We start from the raw sequence: 19,632 nt of genomic DNA, 5'->3' as shown, positions 1-19,632 counted from the left end.
AAATTTATGCTGGAAAGCTGGGGGGCAATTATTCTTGGGAGGCTATAGTCTGAAGGAAACCCATGCCGGTATATTCCAGCTTACTCACCACTAGTAAGCTGGAAATTACCAATATGGGTTTATACAAGAGTTCATCACATGTGTTCTGTCGTTGCAAATACCACCAAGTCTGGACGCCGAAGTATCGACTTCAAATACTTTGCGACAAGGTGGGGAAAGAGCTCTATTGAACAATTTCCATCCTCTGCAACATGAAGGTCTGTGAGGTTTTGGAGCTAAATATTCACCAACTCACGAGCATTTGTCCCACCGAAGTTATCGACTTATACGTTGATGGACGTCCTAAAAGGATGCAGTGCAATCCGCCTTTACAGTCGTTTTCCGCACATACGCAAGAAGCTGTGAGGCAACCATTTTGGGGCAAGGGAATACGGTAAGGATAAACGAGGAAATTATCAGAGATACGTAAAGCATCAGGATGAAAGAGACCAGGAGATCGAACAGCAGATGGAATTGTAGCAGGATTAACTCGAATATTGCCCCCTTTTAAGGGGCTTCATGTAAAGCCACCTCCTCAGGAGGTGGTCTTTGACTGTCTACTGTCCGAATGCACAAGGTATCGGACAAGATCACCGCGCGGCGTTAGCCGATTCACGCACCACCAGCACAGGGCAATTGGCGTGGCGGACGACGGCGGTGGCATTGGAGCCGAGGAGATAAGTGATCGCAGAAGGGCGGTTGGAACCCATCACGATAATCTCCGCGTTGAGCGCATCGGCGAGCTCCAGGATCTGATCTTTGGGATCGCCGACGGCAACGTGCGTGGTCACTCTATCTTCAGGCACGCTGAATTCTTTGGCCGCTTTTGCCAGCCCCTCGGTTGCTACCGCAATGATTTCGTCTTTGGTTTCTATCGCCGCCGTGGCGGCAAAGCCGAAAGCGGCATAGGTGGCGCGCGACGGGATCACCGCCAGGAAATGGACGTGGGAGTCTTCGAGCCTGGCGAGCGCGTTGACATGCGGGATGACCTGCTGTGTTAATTCCGGTTCGGTAATATCCACGGGAACCAAAATAGTTTTGTACATACTCCCTCCTTATCGTTTTCAAAAAACTCCACTTTTTGGATTATAGCTGCTTGACGCAGGGAAAACGGCGATCGGTATGGCAGAACCAGGTAAAGTTGGCCGCCGAAAATTTAAGGTAGGCGGAAATGGCGCTCTAGGCTAGTGGCTAGAAGTGGGGAATGTCAGCAGAGGCGGAACAGCAAGTTATCAAAACCTAACGTTCGCGCTTGCTGACGTTCTTGAACATGAGAGACTAAGTGCGTGTCAGCCACTCTTTTTTAAGCAACGCGTATACGAACGTATTATCATACAGCTCTTCGCCGCCATCTTCAGATGCAAACGACACAAACTCCCTGAAGCAACCTTCCTGAAACATATGAAGACGATCGCAAAGCCTCTGTGAGGCCGTATTATAGTCTTCAACATAGGCATACAGGCGTCTGGCTGCTTTTTGAGTAAATAAATAATCAAACAACGCCGTGACTGCTTCTGTGGCAAAACCCTGGCCTTCATAACTCGAGTTAAAGTGCCAACCAACGCTCCAGGTATTGGGATCCGGCTCTTCGCTGTTATCGGCGAACAGATGGCCGATAAGCTCGTCGCTCTCTTTAAGACAAACAGCGAACTGACTGGTATCGAGAGCGCGTTTTTTGACTTCTTCCATTGCTTCTGCAAGGGAAGCGAGTTTTTCATCATAAAAACAGGGCGCTCGGGGTGATGAGAGGTAGTCAAAGAGTGCATCGGCATCTTTGCTATTGAATGCACGAAGGATGAGTCGTGGTGTGTGGGTGAAGATCATAATGCCTCATAAAATAGGTATTTTCGGCTGTTATTCTAACATTAGCCAAATTAACACCGGGATAAACATGCTGCTGTTAATTCGGAGAAAATAACGTATGTTTAAGCGTTGTTGACGCTGATATACCTTTGTCAAGATCAATGATAATTCAATACGTTAGATAGTATTGAGATCGTTGCAAGGCCAATTGTTAACCGATTTATCCATAAGGACAGGGATATGAAAATAACGCATTCAGGCTATAAAACCGGCGTTGCCACAGTATTGGCGGCGATGACCGCGCTGGCATTAGCGGGGTGTGCCAAGAGCACTGCCCCCAGCCAAACCGATCCGGTAAATAAAGAGGTTGACGATCTTTTCACCAACCTTGGCGACCCAAAGAAGCCGGCGCCGGGAAAAGAGAAAGAACACTATATCGCCCAGTTGCAGGCCGCGATTCAAAGCCATTTGAAAGATGCCGAAGCCTACTCAGGCAAGCGTTGCACATTGAGCATCAAGCTGGCACCGGACGGTATGCTGATCAGCATTCGGGCTGAACAAGGGGAACCGGAACTTTGCCAGGCCGCGATCAAGGCAATCGCCAATGCGCGTCTGCCTAAGCCGCCAACGGCCGCGGTTTACGAAGCGGTCAAAAGCAGCACGTTGGAATTTCGTCCGCAGTAAAGATAAAGGGCGGCAACTGCGATGCTAGACAATTAAACCAAAGCCATAGGCCGTACTTTCATGCGGCCTGTGAGTATTGGGTTGGGCAATGTTTCGTATAACGTTTCCTAATGCTGAAGCCAGTTTTTTCGGCATTATTTCACGGTATATGTCGCTAGGGTTTACCGATACATCATCGCGCTCACGCGCTCGCTTCGGTCTTTAAAACCGTTGCTGCGCATCGTGACCACATAGTAGCGATAGTGATGTTTCTGTGCGTATTCGCGCACCAGATCTTCGGCGAACAGGCCGCTGAAGGTAACGGTGGTGACAAACGTCAGCCCTTTCACTTCGTAGGTGCTGATCTCTTGCGGGGTGCCGATATACGGCGGCGGGAACACGGTTTTGTGGAACTGGCAGCCCGCCAGCAGCAGGGTAAACAGCAGGGCGGCGGGTATTTGCGGTATGCTCATCGGGAAAAGCTTTCCTTCCTTGGCGTGTGTTTTAGTAACTCTATAATAGGATTACAAAATTCGGCGGGGATGTAAAAATTATCCCGCTTCGGTTGCCGTTTCGTTGAAGCGGTGTCGCCGCCCCCCATCAGAATGAAGGGATAAACATGTTTGTTCGTCTTGCCACTGAAACCGATGTCGCAGCCCTGATCGCCCTCGACAGCGTCGCCGAACACGAACCGCAGCGCGCGGCGCAGATCCGCGCCTGGTGCGGGCAGGGGGATTGCTATCTTGCCGAGGAACAGGACGTGGTGATGGGCTATGGCGTACTGCACTATCACTTCTTCGGCTGCGGTTTTATCGAGATGCTGATGGTCGGCGAGCGCTATCGCCGCCGGGGCGTCGGGCAGGCGTTGATTACGGCATTGAAGTCCCATTGCCGACACCCGAAGCTGTTCACTTCCACCAATCGTTCCAACCTGCCGATGCAGCGGCTGCTGCTGAACGCCGGATTTGTCGCCAGCGGCCAGATTGACAATCTCGATGACGGCGATCCGGAGCAGGTCTTTTTTATCCCGCTGCGCTAATACAACCGGACATCGACCGCCTGCTGTTGCAGCCAGGTGCTGACGTAGCCATAAGCGGCATAGAAGGCCAGCAGCGCGAAGATCAGCACCGAAAGCGAGGCCAAAAATTTGACGTCGCCGTGCTTCGAAAGCTGGTAAGCACAAAAGATAAAGGCCAGCAGGCACAGCAGGGTGAAGGCGATGGCCAGCGTGGCGTAGAAAATAAGCATAACGAAACCCGTTCTTCCTTGTGAGCCTGGCAAGGATACCACAGACAAAAAAAGGGGCCCAAACGGGCCCCTGCGTGATTCGCTGCGGGAGGTTTACTCCACCGCGTCGGGATGGTTTTTGCCTTCCTCGATAAATTCTTCGTCGATCTCTTCGATATTCTCCTCGCTGTCGCGGCCGGACAGGATGTTCCAGCAGGCGATGAACAGCGCGGCGATCAAGGGGCCGATAACGAAGCCGTTGATGCCGTAGATCTCCATGCCACCCAGGGTGGAGATCAGGATCAGGTAGTCCGGCATTTTGGTGTCTTTGCCCACCAGCAGCGGGCGCAGGATGTTGTCCACCAGGCCGATCACCACCACGAAGAACACTACCAGGAAAATGGCTTTCCACAGCATGCCGGTGGCGAAGAAGTAGATCACCGCCGGCACCCAGATGATGGCGGAGCCCACGGCCGGGATGATCGACAGGAACGCCATCAGCGCGCCCCACAGCAGGCTGCCGTCGATGCCGGTAAAGTAAAACGCCAGCCCGCCGAGCGCACCTTGCACCACGGCGACCACCACCGTGCCCTTGACGGTGGCGCGGGAGACGGCGGCGAACTTGACGAACAGATGGTGTTTCACGTGCTGGGAGAGCGGCAGCGCTTCGAGCGCCAGGTTCACCAGATAGGGGCCGTCTTTCAGCAGGAAGAACAGCAGATAGAGCATCACGCCGAAGCCGACGACGAAGTTGAAGGTGCCCTTGCCGATCAGGAACACGCTGCCCGCCAGATATTGCCCGCCCTTGAGCGCCACCTCGGAAAGCTGCTTTTGGATCTCGGCGGCGCTGTTGAGGTTATGCTCCGCCAGGAAGCGCTGCGCCCAGCTGGGCAGGTGGCGCATAAAGTCCGCCAGCATGGTCGGCAATTGGCTGTTGTTGGTCTGCAGCTTGGTGTAGATCACGTTGAATTCCATCGCCAGCGACGAGGCGATGATCGCCAACGGCGTGAACACGATCAGGCAAATCAGCGCCACCGTCAGCAGCGACACCACGCCGTTGCGTTCGCCGACGTACTGCTTCAACTTCTTTTTCACCGGATGGAAAATCACCGCCAGAATAACCGCCCACAGCACCGAGGAGTAATAAGGCCCCAGCACGTCGAGAAAGGCGGCGGTAACGATGAACAGGATCAGAATAAAGAATCCCTTGGAAATGCCTTTAGACATCATAGTCGTCCCTCAAAAGATGAATTTTCAGCATAGATGAACTGAATGAAAACAACACTATCATCACCTTTGCTTAACCGGTAGGGGATTTTTAGTGGCGTATTCCATAGGGTTATTAAGGGCAAGGCGGGCGCCGCACGGTGAACAGGCGGCGGCGTGAGAAAAGAAAGAGGGCTAAATAATTAACAAAATTTATCGATTGTGTTTCATTTTGTGAGCCGCGCTTGCCGCCTGCGCCAGGCTTTCCTAGTTTTTAGGAGGGCGGCCGTTCGCCCGATACCACGAAGGAGTATGCAAATGACTGAACACAAACGACTTGCCGTTATCGAAAAGGTGCTGCTGATCGCTTTCGCCGGTGTGCTGGTTTATCTTGCCGCGACCGGCGCCTTGTCATTATCGGGTCTGGACCATCACTGGCCTTATCCTTCGCGCTGAGCGTGATTGATCTCACCACGCAGACCCGATAACGATAACTAGCAGCTGTACCCTACAACACTGGATCCCAGAATAAATCGCCCGTCATTCGCCTCGTTCTTTGGCGCGCAGGGCGGTGACGCTCTCTCCGCCGACGCCCCAGTTGTCGGTGGCTACCTCGTCAATCACCACGAAAGTGGTGTGGCGTGGCTTATTCAGCACCTGCTCCAGCAGCGCGGTGGTTCCCTCGATCAGCATGCGCTTTTGCGCGGCGCTGACCCCTTCGTCGGTCACTTTAATGTTGACGTATGGCATGGCGTTTCTCCCCGGTTTCACCAGACGCCGGCGGTGGCGCCGCCGTCAACCGCGAGCGCCGCGCCGGTAACGAAATTGGCGTCGGTCAGATACAGCACCGCATCGACGATGTCCTGCGGCTGGCCGACGCGGCCGGTTGGCGCCAGTTGCCGCATCTGCGCCAGACTCTGTTCATCATTTTGATGCATCGGCGTGGCGATGATGCCGGGCGCCACGGCGTTGACCATCACGTTGTGCGGCGCTAACTCCAATGCCAGCTCGCGCACGGCGTGGTTAAGGCCGCCTTTAATCAGCACCGGCAGCAAAGCGGGCACTTTGCTGTTGGGCTGCATGGCGATCGACGCGGTGATGGCGACGATGTGGCCGGCACCGCGTTGCTGCATATGCCGGGCGGCGGCCTGCGCCGGGTAGAAGAAGCCTTTCAGATTGGTTGCCACCATCGCGTCGACCTCCTCCGGCGTATAGTCGGCGATCGGCTTGGCGATAAATATGCCGGCGTTATTGATGAGAATATCTACCTGACCAAAAGCCTGTATCGCCAGGCTGAACAACCGTTCGGCGGTTTCCGGCAGCGCGATGTCTCCCGGCGCCAGCAGCAGATTGGCCGGGCGGCCGAGTTTGTCCGCCGCCGCCTGCAGCCGTTCAAACGAACGGGCGTTTGCGACAACCTGATAGCCGCGCGCCAGGTAGGCTTGCGCGATGGCGAAGCCCAAGCCGCTCGATGCGCCCGTGACGATGACCGTTTTTACTTTGCTCATTTTCTCTCCTCGACAGGATAGGGATTGATCGTACGTGAACGGTAATCCATACCTGATGATTGAAAAATGAGGGGGAAAGAACTTTAATTTATACCTTATGTAATGAATTAGCAGGGAGAGACATGCAACGCCATTTTGACGACGTTCAGGTGGGCAGCATCGAGCTGTTTTGCCTGACGGTAGAAACCGGCAGCTTCACCGCAGCGGCCAATGCCGCCGGGATAACCCCTGCGGCGGTCAGCCGCTCGGTCGCGCGTCTGGAGACGCGATTGCAGGCGAAGCTGTTTATCCGCACCACACGCCAGATGCGCGTCACGGATGCCGGCCAGCGTTATTACCTGGAATGTCGCCGGGCGCTGAGCCAGCTGATGGAGGCCGAGGCGAGCATTTCCGGCGAACGGGACAAACCGGTGGGCACGCTCAGCATCAGCGCGCCGACGCTGTACGCGCATTTTAGGCTGTTGCCGCGTTTGCCCGAGTTTGCGCAACGCTATCCCGATCTCAAGCTGAATCTGCACGTCAGCAATCAGAATATCGATTTCTCCGAAGATAAATTCGACGTCGCCATTCGCGGCAGCGAGCTGAACGACTCCGGCCTGGCGGCGCGGCGTCTGGAGGAGGCTGAACTGATCGTGGTGGCGACGCCGGGCTATTTGCAACGCCACCCTGCGCCGCTCACGCCGGCGGATCTGGCCCGGCACGATTGCATTCAGTATGCGTTGCCCAGCACCGGCAGAAAAACCGCCTGGACGTTTAAGGTTCAGGGCGAAAACAGCAAAGTGGATACTGCCGGACGCTGGCTTTGCCAGGAAGATTACCTCGCCACACTGACGCTGGTGAAAAGCGGCGCCGGACTGATGCAGGTGTATCGCTTTACCGTCGAACAAGAGTTGAGCAGCGGGGCGCTGGTCGAGGTATTGAAAGATTACGCCGGCGCCTCGCGTCCCTTCATCCTGCTTTACCCCTATGCGCGCTTTGTCCCGCTGAAGGTGCGGAAATTCATCGATTTCCTGACGCAAGCGTAGCCGCCAGCGCCAATACCGCTCCAGACACCGCCGCCGCCAGCACCAGCCACGCCGGGGCAGCCCAGCCGGCTGCGGCCACGATGGCGCTCAGCGCGACCGGGCCGATCACCTGGCCGAGGTAGTTTCCCTGCATCACCAGCCCGAGGCTCAGCGGCAGCAGCGTCGGTTCCGGCGTCGCCGCCGGCGTGGCGGCCAGAATGGTGGCGGGCAGTATGCCGGCGATGGCGCAGAACAGGAAACACAGCGGGATCAGCAGGCCGTTGGGCGTCATCGGCAGGAAAATGCCGACGCCGAAGACCCCGATCAACAGGCTGGTGGCGGCGAGCAGCGTTCTGGCGGGCAGGCCGCGCGACAGCAGCACGCCGGCGGCGAGGTTGCCGATGATGTTGGCCGCCACCGCCGCCGCGCTGATGCCGCCGGCGGCCGCCAGTGACAGGCCGATGCGCTGCATCAGAAAGATCGGCAAAAAGGTCATTACCGAGAAAAACTGCAGGTTGTATGTGGTGAACATCAGCGCCAGCAACAGCGGCTGACGCGCCCGCAGCATCGCGCCCAGCGCCTGCCGCAGCGGCAGAGACGGCGAGTGCGCGTCGGCGGCGCGGCGGGATGTGGTCAGCGGCAGCAGCAGGGCGGCCAGCAGCGTCAGCGCCGCACCGGCCTGCCAGCTCTGCTGCCAGTCGGCCAGATGCGGGCCGAAAAACAGCGAAATGGCGATGCCCGCCGGCATGAAGGTGCTCCAGATGCCAAAAACCAGGCTGCGCTGCGCCGGGGCGACGATGCGGTTCAGCACCGCCGGCGAGGCAACCACCACGATCACGAAGCCGAGGCCTTCGACAAAGCGGCTGACGATCAGCCCGCTGAAGTCGTGCCGCGTGGCGCCGGCGAAGCTGGCGGCGCTGATGATCAGCAGCCCGAACGCCAGCAGGCGCCGGTCGCCCCAGCGGCGCACCAGCAGCCCGGCGGCTATGCCGCCGAACACCCCGACGAAAGGAAACGCCGAGATGACCCAGCTTAGTGCCTCCAGCGAGCGGCCGAACTCGGCCTGCAGCGCCGGCAGCGCGATGGTGGCCTTGCCCACGTGCAGCGCCGCGGCGATGCCGGCGAACAGCACATTGATGACGGCCAGCCAGGGCGTGGCGGCGGGGAGAACGCGGTCGATGGCGTCCGGTTTAATCGCAGTCATAACACTCTCCAGTGGCGGTAACGCCCTCACTATGCGTCTGCGCTACGACAGAAGTCGTTCAAATGCTGCGCTGTCACGTGGGGAAATTATTCATTTCGAGCTTTATTTTGCGCGCCTCGTTGTTTGGAGCGCCAGCGTGCCGCCCGGCGTGGACGCGTGTCCCCCTGCAACGGTTTACTGTTCCGGCACGCAGCAGGCGTGTTGAATTCACTTTATAAGGAGCAGTGTATGTCAGAGATGATGAACGAGAGTAGGGCGCCGGCCATTGAATGGAGCTATGGCGGCCGGGGTGACGATATCAGCAGCAGCCTGACCTTCGACACGGTTGAGGAGCAGCCGCAGGGTTTCCTGATGACGGTCGATCGGCCGGTGCAGATCTTTACAGAGGCGCTGTCGCCGATGATGGCCTTTGTCACGCTGCTGCGCCCGCTGTACGCCAAGACCAGCGCAGGCTTCCAGTATGTGCCGGTTTCCCACCCCTGGACCGACGTGCAGCGCCTGCCGGCCAGCGCCGGTTATCTGGGGGTGCAGGTCAACGCCGGGCTGTTCTTCCACGGGGCCAAACCGACGCACTATAAAGATCGCGACGGCCAGATGAAACCGATCGACGGCGGCACTATTTTGCAGAACATCACCGTGCTGCATCAGGTGGCCCAGCCGCTGGGGCCTGGCGAAGGCGCGGTCTGAGCCGGCAGTGCTACCACGGGGCCGGACGCGGCCCCTTATCGTGCCTTGAAACCGTGCGCCGGTTGGGTAAAACTGGCTGTCTATTCAAGGAGAAGAGTATGTACAGCGACAACGAGAAAAAGTTTTATATCATCCTCAACCGCAATCACGAACCGGCCACGCTGTTTAACGCCTCCTGCCATCTGACGGCGGGCATCACCGATCTGATCGAGCAGCGCGAGTTTCACCACTATCCGAGCAGCCTCGACGGCGTCAGCGCCAATATGAGCCACTACCCGATCGTCATCCTGCAGGCTAAAAACAGCAGCCAGCTCAGCAACCTGATCCTCAAATGCAAGGAGGAGGGCGTGCTGTCCAACTTCTTCACCACCACCATGCTGTCGCACTCCGCCGAGCAGCAGATCGCCGACACCGCCAACACGCCTTACGAGCAGTTGGATTTCGTGGCGGTGGCGCTCTACGGCGACACTGAACAGCTTAAGCCGCTCACCAAGAAGTTCTCCGTCTACCGTTAATCGCGAACGGCATCACATCAGGGGCGGCAACGGCTATGATATTTTTCCATCAAATCGTTGATGGAGATGAACATGAGCGGCAAGAAAACCACCATGGCGGCCATCGCCAGAGAGGCGCGGGTCGGCATCGCCACCGTCGATCGGGTGATCAACCAACGCGCGTCGGTGCGGCCCGTCACCCAGCGCCGGGTGATTGAGGCGGCGAAAAAGTTGGGGTTCGCGTTGGAGAAGTCCCACTGCCTGTCGGCGGTGCTGGGCAGGCCGGAACGCCGCCTGAGAATGGGGTTCATCCTGCTGCGGCGCGAACACTCTTTCTATGCGCAACTGGCCGATGAGCTGATGGCGCAAGCGGCGCCGTATCATGAGCCGGGTCAGCCGCCGCAGTTTATCTTTCACTCTCTCAATGCCATCGGCGACACCGCCGCCGCCATTAGCCAATTGAGCCGCCAGGTGGAAGCGATCGGCGTGCTGGCGCTGGATCACCCCCTGATCCACTATGCCGTAGAAGAAGCCGCCCAGGCGGGCATCAACGTTTTCGCGCTGCTGTCGGATTTATCGGTGCCCAGCCGCGCCGGCTACATCGGTCTGGATAATCAAAAAGCGGGCCGCACCGCCGGCTGGGCGGTGGATCGTCTGTGCCGGCGGCAGGGCGACGTCGGCGTGATCATCGGCGACAACCGTTTTACGTGTCAGGAGGCCTGCGAGATCGGTTTCCGCTCCTATCTGCGTGAGCAGATGAGCGGTCAGCGCGTGCTGGAGCCGGTGCGCAGCCATGAGGACGCGGAAACGGCGCGCCGGGTCACGCGTGAACTGCTGGCGAGCCACCCGGAGCTGGCGGCGCTTTACGCGCCGAGCGGCGGTGTGGAGGGCATTATTCAGGCGTTGCGAGAGAGCGGCCGGCAGCGCGACATCACGCTGGTGTGCCACGGCCCGGTGCAGGGCGGTGAAATGGCGCTGCTCGACGGCACGGTGGATCTGCTGCTGTGCCACCGCATTCCCGAATTGGCCGCCACGATCGTCGAGACGTTACTCGCCGCCGATGAACAACCGGGATTACGCCACATCATTAATCGCTTCGATGTGATCACCAAAGAAAACCTCTGACGGCCGCTGAGCCGTATTCTGCTGGGCGCAGCCAGGCGCCGCCTATATTTGATTAAAAACCATCAAATATTTTATCAAAAATAGCGCGATCTCTATCAAAAAATAAAATTTTCATTATTGATGGTTTTGGAATTTTTGTTTGATACTGCCGGCATTCCCTGCAAAAAAGGAGCCGTCGCCATGACTTTGCCTATCGCCAATGCGCCCTGCAGTTGGGGCGTAGATGATCCGAACAACCCCCATTTGCCGCCCTACGCCACGGTTCTGCAAGAAGCGTCGGCGGCCGGCTACCGCAGCATCGAGCTGGGGCCGTGGGGCTATCTGCCGACGCAGAGCGAGGCGCTGTGCGCCGCGCTGGAGCAGCATCGTCTGTCGCTGGTGGCCGGCACGATTTTTGACGATCTGGTCAGCGAGGCGAACATTGAGCGCCTGCTGGATCTGACGCATCGGATTTGCCGCAACCTCTCGCGGGCGCCCAGGGCGGAGCCGAGCGAGGGCGATCGCGCCGCGCCGCCGTTCCTGGTAATTATCGATTTCGGCAATCCGCAACGCGCCAGATTCGCCGGGCGTTCAGATTTAGCACCGCGTTTGTCGCAGGCGGAGTGGCAGAGGATGATCGGGCACATTACGCGCATCAGCGAACTGGCCTGGCGGGAATACGGCGTGCGGCCGGTGGTGCATCCGCACGCCGGCGGCTGTATCGAGTTCGCCGACGAAATCGACCGGTTGGCGGCGGACATTCCGCATCACACCGCCGGATTGTGCCTGGATACCGGCCATCTGTATTACGCCGGGCTGGACCCGGCTGCCTGGCTGATCAAGCACTTTGATCGCCTCGATTATCTGCACTTCAAAGACGTCGATCCGCAGGTGTTCCGCGAGGTGCTGGCGCGCGGCGTCGATTTCTTCACCGCCTGCGCCGAGGGCGTCATGTGCCCGTTGGGCAGCGGGGCGATCGATTATCCGCAGCTGCGTGCGCTGTTGGCCGAGCGCGGATACCGGGGCTGGATCACTATCGAGCAGGAGCGCGATCCGCGCAATGTGCAGGGCAGCCTGCAGGACGTCACCGCCAGCTTGCGCTACTTGCGCGGCCTCGGCTTTTAATCAGGAGAAACACGATGATCAACGGCAGCAAACCTTTGGCGAGATCGTTGCGCTGGGGCATGGTCGGCGGCGGCGGCACCAGCCAGATCGGTTACATCCATCGTTCGGCGGCCTTGCGCGACGGCGCGTTTACTCTGTTGGCCGGCGCGTTCGACATTGACGCCGAACGCGGGCGTGATTTTGGCCGGAGTCTGGGCGTGGCGGCGGAGCGCTGTTATGCGGATTATGCCGAAATGTTCCGCGCCGAAGCCGCGCGGGCGGACGGCATTGAAGCGGTCTCGATCGCCACGCCGAACAACACCCATTACGCCATTTGCCGGGCGGCGCTGGAGGCGGGATTGCACGTGGTATGCGAGAAGCCGCTGTGTTTCAGCGACGAAGAGGCACAGGCGCTGGCGGCGCTGTGCGAGCGGCAGCGCAAAGTCATCGGCGTGACCTACGGCTATGCCGGGCACCAGATGATTTTGCAGGCGCGGCAGATGATTGCCGATGGCCGGCTGGGGGAAATTCGGCTGGTGAATATGCAGTTCGCCCACGGCTTCCACGCCGCGCCGGTGGAGCAGGATAATCCCAGCACCCGCTGGCGGGTCGATCCGCGCTTTGTCGGCCCCAGCTATGTGCTGGGCGATCTGGCGACCCACACGCTGTTCCTGGCGGAAACCATGGCGCCGCAGCTGAAGATCCGGCGGCTGCTCTGCAGCCGACAAAGCTTTGTGCCGTCGCGCGCGCCGTTGGAGGACAACGCCTATGTGCTGATGGAGTATCACAACGGCGCCATCGGCTCCGTGTGGGCTTCGGCGGTCAACTGCGGTTCGATGCACGGCCAAAAGGTGCGCATTGTCGGTGAAAAGGCCAGCCTGGAGTGGTGGGATGAACAACCCAATCAGCTGCGCTTCGAAGTGCAGGGCGAGCCGGTGCGGATCCTGGAGCGCGGTATGCCGTATCTCGCCGCGTCGGCGCTGGCGGACGATCGCATCGGCGGCGGCCATGCGGAGGGGCTGTTTGAAGCCTGGTCGAATCTCTACCGCCGCTTCGCGCTGGCGATGGACGCCACCGATCGGCGCGACGCGGCCTTCCTGGCCGACTTCTGGTACCCGGACGTGCAGGCCGGCGCGCTGGGCGTGAAGTGGGTGGCGCGCTGCGTGCAATCCGCCGAAACCGACGCCGGCTGGGTCGCCTTCGACTGAGCGCGCGATTCGCTCAGACGCTGGCCCCGTCGTAGCTGTGGATCTGTAACGCATCGAGCGCGACGTCAGGCACGCAGCGCAGATTGACGGCGCACATCGCGGCGCCGTCCGGCGCGGTGCCGTAGGCAAAGGGCTGGGCGCCGCAGACTCGGCAGAACTGATGGCGGATCTTGTGCTGATTGAAGGTGTAGGTGCTGAGCTGGTCTTGGCCGCTGCTGAGCGTGAACGCGCTGATGGGAAAGAAAGACAGCAGCAGGCCTTTGCGGCGGCAGATCGAGCAGTTGCAGCTGAGGGCTTCGGTCGGCAGTTCGGCGTCTACGGAGAAGGTGACGGCGCCGCAGTGGCAGCTTCCCTGGAATGACATGGCGGTGATCCTGTGGCAGGAGGGCGGGTTTGCCCAGTATAGTGCAATTTATCGCCATTCGGCCGCACCGGGCGGGGTTTCCTTAATAAATGCGCGGTTTTCTGGTAGGTTAAGGTTTAACGTCATCAAAAGGAGATCGCGATGTTAGAACATTACTATCCGGCCAATATGGGCGCCGAACCGGTCACGGACGAACAGCACAAACGGCTGGTGGCGGTGCAGGCGGCGCTGGAACTGATCAAGGCCACGCTGTCGGATACCAACGACGGCAACGGCGTGGACTTCCAGCTGAAGGCGGCGGAGAAGCACATCGGTCCGATGGCCGACGCCATTCAGGAAGCCCTGAAGTAACGGTTCGCCGTCACGTCAACCGCCCGTATCGGGCGGTTTTTTTTTGCGCCGATTACTGCGATTTTTTTAGTGGCGCATTGCCTTTTTCCCGGCTGGTGCCATGAGCGGCGCGATCCTACTCTAGCGATCCGAGTCCTCATCAGGGTCATGCTCATGTTCCGCTTCAGCTTCTTTTCTTTCTTATTGCCGTGCCGCCGATGCGTCACCCAGTTGGCCGGCGCTGCGCTGTTGCTCTGCGGCGTTATGCAGGCGCAGGCCACGCAACGCATCGAGTTTTCACCGGACCCCGCCGGCGCCTACCCTGAGGGCATTGCCTGGAATGCACGCGCCGGTGCGTTCCTTATCTCCTCCCTGCGCGGCGGGCAGCTTGGCCTGGTCTACCCGGATGGCCGCTATCGGCGGTTTTCCACCGGCACGGGGCTTATCACCACCTCCGGCATGCTGGTGGACGCCGAGCGCAACCGGGTGCTGGTGTGCAACGAAGACGTGGGCGTGTCCCGCAACTCTGCCGCCGGCACGCGCAATCGCGTGGCGCAGGTGCTGGAGTTCAATCTCGATACCGGCGTGCTGCAGCAGACGTACGACCTTTCATCGCTAAGCCATGGGCCGACGCTGGCCAACGATCTGACGCTCGACGCGCAGGGCAATATCTACGTCACCGACAGCTTCCAGCCGCAGATTTACAAGATCGACCGGGCAACGCACCAGGTATCGATTCTGGTACGCTCAGCGCGCTTGATGCCGGCCGTCGCACCCGCCGCTGCGCAGGGCACGCGGCCCTATCTCAATGGCGTCGTGTATCACCCTGATGGCTACCTGATTGCGGCGGACTACACCCGCGGGCTGCTGTGGAAGGTGACGCTGGATACCACGCCTGCGATAAGTGAAATCAGGCTGCCGCAGCGGCTGAAAGGGCCGGACGGGCTGCGGCTCAAAAACGCCCATGAATTGGTGATCGTACAGTCTTTTCCGGGTGAAAAGGGGAGCATGTCCGGTGACGTGACGCTGCTCTCCTCGATCGACGGCTGGGCGAGTGCGCGTATCGCTGCGGTCGCCGCACCGCCGGGATTGGATGGGCCGACCGGCGCCGCGCTGCGCGATGGCGAGGTGTGGGTCGTCAACTCCCGTTACCCCCGGCTGTTTGCCGACGTCGCTCAGGCGGAAAGTACCAAGACGTTCAGTATCGTCAAGGTGGCGTTCGAACCGGCCGCAGCGGATGGCCGCCGATCGACGGCGATTGCCATCCCTGCCGGAATAGGATTAAATGCGCACTGACTGTATAAATAAACAGGTGCGCTGCGATGAGTCTGATGTTGAAGGGTGAAAAGATTGACCGTAACCGCTTTACCGGCGAGAAGATTGAAAACGGCAGTTTTATGCTGTGCGATTTTTCGGGCGCCGATTTGACCGGCACCGAGTTTATCGGCTGCCAGTTTTACGATCGCGACAGCCGACAGGGCGGCAATTTCAGCCGCGCGATCCTGAAAGACGCCAGCTTCAGAAGCTGCGATTTGTCGATGGCCGATTTCCGCCATGCCAGCGCGCTGGGGGTGGAGATCCGCGAATGCCGCGCGCAGGGCGCCGATTTTCGCGGCGCCAGCTTTATGAACATGATCACCAGCCGCACCTGGTTTTGCAGCGCCTATATCACCAAAAGCAACCTGAGCTATGCCAACTTCGCCAAGGTGGTGCTGGAGAAATGCGAGCTGTGGGAAAACCGCTGGCACGGGGCGCAGGTGCTCGGCGCCAGTTTCAGCGGTTCCGATCTGTCCGGCGGCGAATTCTCCGGTTTCGACTGGCGTGCCGCCGATGTCACCCAGTGCGATCTGAGCAACGCGGAACTGGGTGAGTTGGATTTACGCACCACCGATCTGCAGGGCGTTAAAATGGACAGTCACCAGGCCGCTCAACTGCTGGAGCGGCTGGGGATCGCGATCATCGGCTGAGTAACTGCCGCAGTCCCAGTGCGATGATCAAGGTGCCGCAGGCGCGATCGATCCAAGCCTTGCTGCGGCGGTAGGCGCCGGCGACAGGCGCGTGCGACAAGACCAGCGCCACCAGCCCGTACCACAAGCTGGCTATCACCGCGACCTCCAGCAGCATGGCGAGAAAAGTCGGTGTAGAAACATGGCTGGGCGCCGCTGATGAGAAGACGGCGGCGTAAAACGCAATGGATTTGGGGTTGGCGATGTTGGTGGCGATACCCTGTAGAAAGGCGGCGCGAAAACCGCTTTTTCCGGTGGCCGCTGGGGTGCCGGAAGAGGGCGCCGCCTGGGCGTTAAGCCGATAGCCGAACCACATTAAATAGCCAGCGCCGGCGACTTTAATCGCCATAGCCAACCAAGGGAACAGGGCGAAAACCACGCCGATGCCAAGAAGGGCGCTGCTCGCCCAGAACAGATTGACCAGCACGATGCCGGCCACCAAGGCAAACGCCTCTGTCCGGCGTGCTGAAACGGCTTTGTGAGCGACAGCGACGAAATTGGGGCCGGGGATCACCACGCCGACAATATACACGGTGAAAACGGCGAGTACGGCGGACATATCGATCATGGAAGATTGCCTGTTACAACAAGAGTACCGTTAGTTTTATAACGAATCCCGCACAGAATCCACCCGACCGATCGCGCCGCCGCTCCGATGACGGCCGGGAAGAGTTACGCATGCGGCACATTCCGGTGAATGCCTGGGGCACCGAGGCGATGGCGCTCGTCGACCGTTTGCCGAGGGGGCAGGCGAGCGGCCCGGCGCTGGGCTAAACTTAAGATGCATAAGAAACATGCGGCAAGGAGCGCCATCCTGTTTACGGATCTAACGAGGAGGGCCGCCATCATGGCTTACCGGCATATCGTTGTCGCCACGGATCTCAGCGAAGACGCCGAGTTCCTGCTGGGCAAGGGCGCCAGACTGGCCGCCGCGCTCAATGCCAAACTTTCCCTGATCTATATCGACATCCACCGCGCCGGCTATTACGTCGATCTGGGCGTGGGCGATTACAACTACACCGATCGCACCTTTTCGGAGCGGGTGAAGAATATGCTCAATGCGATCAAAGGGCAGTCGTCGTATCCGGTGGAAGAGGTGATCGTCAGCCGCGGCGCGTTGACGGAAGAGCTGAACCGGGTGGCGAAGGAAAAAGGGTTCGATCTGGTGATCTTCGGCCACCATCATGATGTCTGGAGCCGACTGGTTTCTTCGGCGCGTCAGGCGATCAACGAGCTGAACGTTGATCTGCTGGTTGTTCCCATCGAGAAAAAATAGTCGCGGCCGCCGACGGGCGGCTGCCGTTTTCCATTCGCATCGCTTATCTCTGGGTGAAGATAACCGCATACCTGCAATAATTCCGCTTGCTGACAATCCGCCCGAAAAATAGTGACTGCCTGGAATTTTATTTTTTCCATCAATATGTTGGCCAAAATCCGATAAAGGTTAATCCAGCGCATTGAAATCACTGTCATACCTCCTTTTGGTTAATAAACCGCACGTTTTGACTGGCTCTCCGCGAAGAGGCGTCTTATCCTCGGGGTAATGAGATTTGTATGACTTATATAAATACGTTCACATGGAGGAGGTCTCATGCGTTTTGACAATAAAGTCGTGGTTATCACCGGTGCGGGCAATGGCATGGGGGAAGCGGCGGCGCGGCGTTTCTCCGCCGAGGGCGCGATCGTGGTGCTGGCCGACTGGGCCAAGGAAGCGGTGGACAAGGTCGCCGCTTCGCTGCCGCAGGGCCGGGCGATGGCGGTGCATATCGATGTGTCCGATCACGTCGCGGTTGAAAAAATGATGAACGAGGTGGCGGAAAAACTGGGCCGCATCGACGTCCTGCTGAACAACGCCGGCGTACACGTGGCGGGCAGCGTGCTGGAAACCAGCATCGACGACTGGCGTCGCATCGCCGGGGTCGATATCGACGGCGTGGTGTTCTGCTCCAAATTCGCCTTGCCGCACCTGCTGAAGACCAAGGGCTGCATCGTCAATACCGCGTCGGTGTCCGGCCTGGGCGGTGACTGGGGCGCGGCCTATTACTGCGCGGCGAAAGGCGCGGTGGTCAATCTGACGCGCGCCATGGCGCTCGATCACGGCGGTGACGGCGTGCGCATCAACTCGGTCTGCCCGAGCCTGGTCAAAACCAACATGACCAACGGCTGGCCGCAGGAGATCCGCGACAAGTTCAATGAGCGCATCGCGCTGGGGCGTGCGGCGGAGCCGGAAGAAGTGGCGGCGGTGATGGCGTTCCTGGCCAGCGACGACGCCAGCTTTATCAATGGCGCCAACATTCCGGTCGATGGCGGGGCGACCGCCTCGGACGGCCAACCGAAGATCGTCTAAGCGTTAACGCACAGGCCCGGCCATGATGACCGGGCCTGCTGTTTTAGACGCCGATGCGGTCGCGCAGCGTGTAGTAGGCCGCGCCGATGGCGGTGAACGGGATCTGCAGGTTGCGTCCGCCGAAGAACGGCAGGTGCGGCAGCTTGGCGAAGGCGTCGAAGCGTTCGGCGTCGCCGCGCATCAGCTCGGCGATCAGCTTGCCCGCCAGATGGGTGCAGGTCACGCCGTGGCCGCTGTAGCCCTGCATGTAGTACACGTTATTCTCCAGCCGGCCGAACTGCGGCATGCGCGACAGCGTCAGCAGGAAGTTGCCGGTCCAACGATAGTCGATACGCACCCCTTTCAGCTGCGGGAAGGTCTTCAGCAGCTTTGGCCGGATCAGGTTGTCGATGTCGTCCGGATCGCGCGCGCCGTACACCACGCCGCCGCCGTACAGCAGGCGATGATCGGCGGTGATGCGGTAGTAATCCAGCAGGTAGTTACAGTCTTCCACGCAGTAATTCTGCGGGATCAGCGCCTGCGCGATCTCCGGCGCCAACGGTTCGGTGGTCACCACCTGAGTGCCGCACGGCATGCTGCGTTTGGCCAGCCGCGGCTCCAGCTTGTCGCCCAGGTAGGCGTTGCCGGCGACGATGACGAAGCGCGCCTTCACCTGGCCGTTGGCGGTGCTGATGAGCGCCGGTTCGCCGTGGCGGATGTTCGTCACCGCCGATTGCTCGAAGATGCGCCCGCCCTGCAGGCGAATCGCCTCGGCCTCGCCCAGCGCCAGATTGAGCGGATGGATGTGGCCGCCGCTGTGATCGAGCAGCGCGCCGACATAGCGATCGCTGGCGACCTCCTGGCGCACCCGGTCCGCATCGAGCAGCTCGAGCTGGGTATTGCCGTAGCGCTCCCAGTTGCGCTTTTGCTCGATCAGCGCATGGAACTGCTTGTTGTTCAGGGCGGCGAAGATGCCGCCGGGGCGGTAGTCGCAGTCGATGGCGTAGCGGCTGATGCGGCTGCGAATGATCTCCGCGCCTTCAAACATCATGCTGCCGAGCAGGCGGGCGCTTTCCGCGCCGTAGCGCTCCTCGATCACATCGATGTCGCGGCTGTAAGAGTTGACTAACTGGCCGCCGTTGCGGCCGCTGGCGCCGAAACCGATGCGCGCCGCTTCCAGCACCACCACGTCGTAACCGGCTTCCACCAGGAACAGCGCGGAGGAGAGGCCGGTATAGCCGCCGCCGATCACGCAGACGTCGCACTCGAGAGATTCATTCAATTGCGGATAGGGCTGATGAGCGTTGGCCGTGGCCGCATAGTAGCTTTTTACGTGTTCAGTCATGAGAGAAGCC

General features: G+C 59.5%; 25 protein-coding genes and 1 pseudogene. 15 read left to right on the top strand and 11 right to left on the bottom strand.

The features are described 5' to 3' along the window. Positions 1–113 precede the first annotated feature (113 nt). Positions 114–519 (top strand): annotated as a pseudogene (tnpA, locus tag AC2CGQ_RS09535) (IS200/IS605 family transposase). A gap of 110 nt (positions 520–629) precedes the next feature. On the opposite strand, the gene uspF reads toward tnpA, so the two are convergent. After that, a complete protein-coding gene (uspF, locus tag AC2CGQ_RS09530; RefSeq protein ID WP_033633280.1) occupies positions 630–1,085 on the bottom strand; it encodes a universal stress protein UspF in 456 nt (151 codons plus the stop codon). Between the two features lie 232 nt (positions 1,086–1,317). After that, positions 1,318–1,863: a GNAT family N-acetyltransferase gene (locus AC2CGQ_RS09525; protein WP_099981931.1), complete on the bottom strand. Its 546-nt coding sequence runs from the start codon at positions 1,861–1,863 to the stop codon at positions 1,318–1,320. A gap of 219 nt (positions 1,864–2,082) precedes the next feature. Between AC2CGQ_RS09525 and tolA the strand changes: the two genes are divergently transcribed. Next, positions 2,083–2,526, top strand: coding sequence for a cell envelope integrity protein TolA (gene tolA, locus AC2CGQ_RS09520; protein WP_166445036.1), 444 nt, complete (start codon positions 2,083–2,085; stop codon positions 2,524–2,526). Between the two features lie 161 nt (positions 2,527–2,687). On the opposite strand, the gene AC2CGQ_RS09515 is transcribed toward tolA, so the two are convergent. Then, positions 2,688–2,978, bottom strand: a complete 291-nt coding sequence (locus AC2CGQ_RS09515) for a hypothetical protein (protein ID WP_015377616.1) — start codon at positions 2,976–2,978, stop codon at positions 2,688–2,690. Positions 2,979–3,124: 146 nt separating this feature from the next. Between AC2CGQ_RS09515 and AC2CGQ_RS09510 the strand changes: the two genes are divergently transcribed. Further along, the gene (locus tag AC2CGQ_RS09510; RefSeq protein WP_015377617.1) at positions 3,125–3,544 is read left to right on the top strand and encodes a GNAT family N-acetyltransferase; all 420 of its coding nucleotides are present in this window, start codon (positions 3,125–3,127) and stop codon (positions 3,542–3,544) included. Here the strand turns inward: AC2CGQ_RS09510 and AC2CGQ_RS09505 are convergent. Continuing rightward, positions 3,541–3,753 carry a hypothetical protein gene (locus AC2CGQ_RS09505; RefSeq protein ID WP_015377618.1) on the bottom strand — a complete coding sequence of 71 codons (213 nt, stop codon included), beginning with the start codon at positions 3,751–3,753 and terminating at the stop codon, positions 3,541–3,543. The two genes, AC2CGQ_RS09510 and AC2CGQ_RS09505, sit on opposite strands and share 4 nt — an antisense overlap. A 93-nt stretch (positions 3,754–3,846) precedes the next feature. Then, complete coding sequence (locus AC2CGQ_RS09500; protein WP_015377619.1) at positions 3,847–4,962, bottom strand: AI-2E family transporter; 1,116 nt, start codon at positions 4,960–4,962, stop codon at positions 3,847–3,849. A gap of 294 nt (positions 4,963–5,256) precedes the next feature. Between AC2CGQ_RS09500 and AC2CGQ_RS09495 the strand changes: the two genes are divergently transcribed. Next, positions 5,257–5,394 carry a hypothetical protein gene (locus tag AC2CGQ_RS09495; protein WP_004941229.1) on the top strand — a complete coding sequence of 46 codons (138 nt, stop codon included), beginning with the start codon at positions 5,257–5,259 and terminating at the stop codon, positions 5,392–5,394. An 84-nt stretch (positions 5,395–5,478) separates the two neighbouring features. Here AC2CGQ_RS09495 and AC2CGQ_RS09490 read toward each other — a convergent pair whose 3' ends face one another. Together AC2CGQ_RS09490 and AC2CGQ_RS09485 are read right to left on the bottom strand one after the other, a co-directional pair. Further along, on the bottom strand, positions 5,479–5,688 hold the full coding sequence (locus AC2CGQ_RS09490) for a tautomerase family protein (protein ID WP_015377620.1): 210 nt from the start codon (positions 5,686–5,688) through the stop codon (positions 5,479–5,481). Positions 5,689–5,705: 17 nt separating this feature from the next. Further along, the gene (locus tag AC2CGQ_RS09485) at positions 5,706–6,446 is read right to left on the bottom strand and encodes an SDR family NAD(P)-dependent oxidoreductase (RefSeq protein WP_021505537.1); all 741 of its coding nucleotides are present in this window, start codon (positions 6,444–6,446) and stop codon (positions 5,706–5,708) included. 122 nt (positions 6,447–6,568) lie between these two features. Here AC2CGQ_RS09485 and AC2CGQ_RS09480 point away from each other — a divergent pair, with 122 nt between their 5' ends. Further along, positions 6,569–7,471 (top strand): LysR family transcriptional regulator, encoded by a 903-nt coding sequence (locus AC2CGQ_RS09480; RefSeq protein ID WP_015377622.1) that lies wholly within the window; start codon positions 6,569–6,571, stop codon positions 7,469–7,471. On the opposite strand, the gene AC2CGQ_RS09475 is transcribed toward AC2CGQ_RS09480, so the two are convergent. Continuing rightward, on the bottom strand, positions 7,446–8,654 hold the full coding sequence (locus AC2CGQ_RS09475; RefSeq protein ID WP_164044750.1) for an MFS transporter: 1,209 nt from the start codon (positions 8,652–8,654) through the stop codon (positions 7,446–7,448). The genes AC2CGQ_RS09480 and AC2CGQ_RS09475 overlap by 26 nt on opposite strands. A gap of 228 nt (positions 8,655–8,882) precedes the next feature. Here AC2CGQ_RS09475 and AC2CGQ_RS09470 point away from each other — a divergent pair, with 228 nt between their 5' ends. From AC2CGQ_RS09470 to AC2CGQ_RS09450, 5 genes are all read left to right on the top strand, one after another. Continuing rightward, positions 8,883–9,341 (top strand): hypothetical protein, encoded by a 459-nt coding sequence (locus AC2CGQ_RS09470; RefSeq protein WP_484593627.1) that lies wholly within the window; start codon positions 8,883–8,885, stop codon positions 9,339–9,341. 98 nt (positions 9,342–9,439) lie between these two features. Then, on the top strand, positions 9,440–9,856 hold the full coding sequence (locus tag AC2CGQ_RS09465; RefSeq protein WP_004941246.1) for a DUF2000 domain-containing protein: 417 nt from the start codon (positions 9,440–9,442) through the stop codon (positions 9,854–9,856). Positions 9,857–9,928: 72 nt separating this feature from the next. Beyond that, positions 9,929–10,960: a LacI family DNA-binding transcriptional regulator gene (locus tag AC2CGQ_RS09460; protein WP_015377625.1), complete on the top strand. Its 1,032-nt coding sequence runs from the start codon at positions 9,929–9,931 to the stop codon at positions 10,958–10,960. Between the two features lie 180 nt (positions 10,961–11,140). Continuing rightward, a complete protein-coding gene (locus AC2CGQ_RS09455) occupies positions 11,141–12,064 on the top strand; it encodes a TIM barrel protein (protein ID WP_021505535.1) in 924 nt (307 codons plus the stop codon). A 14-nt stretch (positions 12,065–12,078) separates the two neighbouring features. After that, entirely contained in the window at positions 12,079–13,251 is a 1,173-nt protein-coding gene (locus tag AC2CGQ_RS09450; RefSeq protein ID WP_021505534.1) for a Gfo/Idh/MocA family protein, read from the top strand. Between the two features lie 13 nt (positions 13,252–13,264). Here the strand turns inward: AC2CGQ_RS09450 and AC2CGQ_RS09445 are convergent, their stop codons facing one another. Then, entirely contained in the window at positions 13,265–13,615 is a 351-nt protein-coding gene (locus tag AC2CGQ_RS09445; RefSeq protein ID WP_015377628.1) for a GFA family protein, read from the bottom strand. A 141-nt stretch (positions 13,616–13,756) separates the two neighbouring features. On the opposite strand from AC2CGQ_RS09445, the gene AC2CGQ_RS09440 reads away from it, so the two are divergent. From AC2CGQ_RS09440 to AC2CGQ_RS09430, 3 genes are all read left to right on the top strand, one after another. Then, positions 13,757–13,966 (top strand): hypothetical protein, encoded by a 210-nt coding sequence (locus AC2CGQ_RS09440; protein ID WP_004941260.1) that lies wholly within the window; start codon positions 13,757–13,759, stop codon positions 13,964–13,966. A 153-nt stretch (positions 13,967–14,119) separates the two neighbouring features. Further along, on the top strand, positions 14,120–15,241 hold the full coding sequence (locus AC2CGQ_RS09435) for an SMP-30/gluconolactonase/LRE family protein (RefSeq protein WP_484593626.1): 1,122 nt from the start codon (positions 14,120–14,122) through the stop codon (positions 15,239–15,241). Between the two features lie 26 nt (positions 15,242–15,267). After that, positions 15,268–15,912, top strand: coding sequence for a Qnr family pentapeptide repeat protein (locus AC2CGQ_RS09430; protein ID WP_015377630.1), 645 nt, complete (start codon positions 15,268–15,270; stop codon positions 15,910–15,912). On the opposite strand, the gene AC2CGQ_RS09425 is transcribed toward AC2CGQ_RS09430, so the two are convergent. Further along, positions 15,902–16,519 (bottom strand): LysE family translocator, encoded by a 618-nt coding sequence (locus tag AC2CGQ_RS09425; protein ID WP_484593625.1) that lies wholly within the window; start codon positions 16,517–16,519, stop codon positions 15,902–15,904. The two genes, AC2CGQ_RS09430 and AC2CGQ_RS09425, sit on opposite strands and share 11 nt — an antisense overlap. A 279-nt stretch (positions 16,520–16,798) precedes the next feature. Here AC2CGQ_RS09425 and AC2CGQ_RS09420 point away from each other — a divergent pair, with 279 nt between their 5' ends. After that, the gene (locus AC2CGQ_RS09420) at positions 16,799–17,227 is read left to right on the top strand and encodes a universal stress protein (RefSeq protein WP_033633267.1); all 429 of its coding nucleotides are present in this window, start codon (positions 16,799–16,801) and stop codon (positions 17,225–17,227) included. Positions 17,228–17,542: 315 nt separating this feature from the next. After that, the gene (gene budC / locus AC2CGQ_RS09415; protein ID WP_015377633.1) at positions 17,543–18,298 is read left to right on the top strand and encodes a meso-2,3-butanediol dehydrogenase; all 756 of its coding nucleotides are present in this window, start codon (positions 17,543–17,545) and stop codon (positions 18,296–18,298) included. Between the two features lie 43 nt (positions 18,299–18,341). Here the strand turns inward: budC and AC2CGQ_RS09410 are convergent, their stop codons facing one another. Then, positions 18,342–19,622 carry an NAD(P)/FAD-dependent oxidoreductase gene (locus tag AC2CGQ_RS09410; RefSeq protein ID WP_004941279.1) on the bottom strand — a complete coding sequence of 427 codons (1,281 nt, stop codon included), beginning with the start codon at positions 19,620–19,622 and terminating at the stop codon, positions 18,342–18,344. Positions 19,623–19,632: the final 10 nt, after the last annotated feature.

Source organism: Serratia sp. DFXYC6, from assembly GCF_057196085.1.
This window is presented reverse-complemented; position numbering and strand designations above follow the sequence as displayed.

What these genes read in the sequence shown, in the direction of transcription:
- AC2CGQ_RS09460 (WP_015377625.1), top strand. Translation starts at nt 9,929, where the DNA reads ATGAGCGGCAAGAAAACCACCATGGCGGCCATCGCCAGAGAGGCGCGG.
- tolA (WP_166445036.1), top strand. Translation starts at nt 2,083, where the DNA reads ATGAAAATAACGCATTCAGGCTATAAAACCGGCGTTGCCACAGTATTG.
- AC2CGQ_RS09480 (WP_015377622.1), top strand. Translation starts at nt 6,569, where the DNA reads ATGCAACGCCATTTTGACGACGTTCAGGTGGGCAGCATCGAGCTGTTT.
- AC2CGQ_RS09425 (WP_484593625.1), bottom strand. Translation starts at nt 16,519, where the DNA reads ATGATCGATATGTCCGCCGTACTCGCCGTTTTCACCGTGTATATTGTC.
- AC2CGQ_RS09515 (WP_015377616.1), bottom strand. Translation starts at nt 2,978, where the DNA reads ATGAGCATACCGCAAATACCCGCCGCCCTGCTGTTTACCCTGCTGCTG.
- AC2CGQ_RS09500 (WP_015377619.1), bottom strand. Translation starts at nt 4,962, where the DNA reads ATGATGTCTAAAGGCATTTCCAAGGGATTCTTTATTCTGATCCTGTTC.
- AC2CGQ_RS09465 (WP_004941246.1), top strand. Translation starts at nt 9,440, where the DNA reads ATGTACAGCGACAACGAGAAAAAGTTTTATATCATCCTCAACCGCAAT.
- AC2CGQ_RS09455 (WP_021505535.1), top strand. Translation starts at nt 11,141, where the DNA reads ATGACTTTGCCTATCGCCAATGCGCCCTGCAGTTGGGGCGTAGATGAT.
- AC2CGQ_RS09420 (WP_033633267.1), top strand. Translation starts at nt 16,799, where the DNA reads ATGGCTTACCGGCATATCGTTGTCGCCACGGATCTCAGCGAAGACGCC.
- AC2CGQ_RS09475 (WP_164044750.1), bottom strand. Translation starts at nt 8,654, where the DNA reads ATGACTGCGATTAAACCGGACGCCATCGACCGCGTTCTCCCCGCCGCC.
- AC2CGQ_RS09435 (WP_484593626.1), top strand. Translation starts at nt 14,120, where the DNA reads ATGTTCCGCTTCAGCTTCTTTTCTTTCTTATTGCCGTGCCGCCGATGC.
- AC2CGQ_RS09450 (WP_021505534.1), top strand. Translation starts at nt 12,079, where the DNA reads ATGATCAACGGCAGCAAACCTTTGGCGAGATCGTTGCGCTGGGGCATG.
- AC2CGQ_RS09470 (WP_484593627.1), top strand. Translation starts at nt 8,883, where the DNA reads ATGTCAGAGATGATGAACGAGAGTAGGGCGCCGGCCATTGAATGGAGC.
- AC2CGQ_RS09445 (WP_015377628.1), bottom strand. Translation starts at nt 13,615, where the DNA reads ATGTCATTCCAGGGAAGCTGCCACTGCGGCGCCGTCACCTTCTCCGTA.
- AC2CGQ_RS09510 (WP_015377617.1), top strand. Translation starts at nt 3,125, where the DNA reads ATGTTTGTTCGTCTTGCCACTGAAACCGATGTCGCAGCCCTGATCGCC.
- AC2CGQ_RS09525 (WP_099981931.1), bottom strand. Translation starts at nt 1,863, where the DNA reads ATGATCTTCACCCACACACCACGACTCATCCTTCGTGCATTCAATAGC.
- AC2CGQ_RS09410 (WP_004941279.1), bottom strand. Translation starts at nt 19,622, where the DNA reads ATGACTGAACACGTAAAAAGCTACTATGCGGCCACGGCCAACGCTCAT.
- AC2CGQ_RS09505 (WP_015377618.1), bottom strand. Translation starts at nt 3,753, where the DNA reads ATGCTTATTTTCTACGCCACGCTGGCCATCGCCTTCACCCTGCTGTGC.
- AC2CGQ_RS09495 (WP_004941229.1), top strand. Translation starts at nt 5,257, where the DNA reads ATGACTGAACACAAACGACTTGCCGTTATCGAAAAGGTGCTGCTGATC.
- AC2CGQ_RS09430 (WP_015377630.1), top strand. Translation starts at nt 15,268, where the DNA reads ATGAGTCTGATGTTGAAGGGTGAAAAGATTGACCGTAACCGCTTTACC.
- budC (WP_015377633.1), top strand. Translation starts at nt 17,543, where the DNA reads ATGCGTTTTGACAATAAAGTCGTGGTTATCACCGGTGCGGGCAATGGC.
- AC2CGQ_RS09440 (WP_004941260.1), top strand. Translation starts at nt 13,757, where the DNA reads ATGTTAGAACATTACTATCCGGCCAATATGGGCGCCGAACCGGTCACG.
- AC2CGQ_RS09485 (WP_021505537.1), bottom strand. Translation starts at nt 6,446, where the DNA reads ATGAGCAAAGTAAAAACGGTCATCGTCACGGGCGCATCGAGCGGCTTG.
- AC2CGQ_RS09490 (WP_015377620.1), bottom strand. Translation starts at nt 5,688, where the DNA reads ATGCCATACGTCAACATTAAAGTGACCGACGAAGGGGTCAGCGCCGCG.
- uspF (WP_033633280.1), bottom strand. Translation starts at nt 1,085, where the DNA reads ATGTACAAAACTATTTTGGTTCCCGTGGATATTACCGAACCGGAATTA.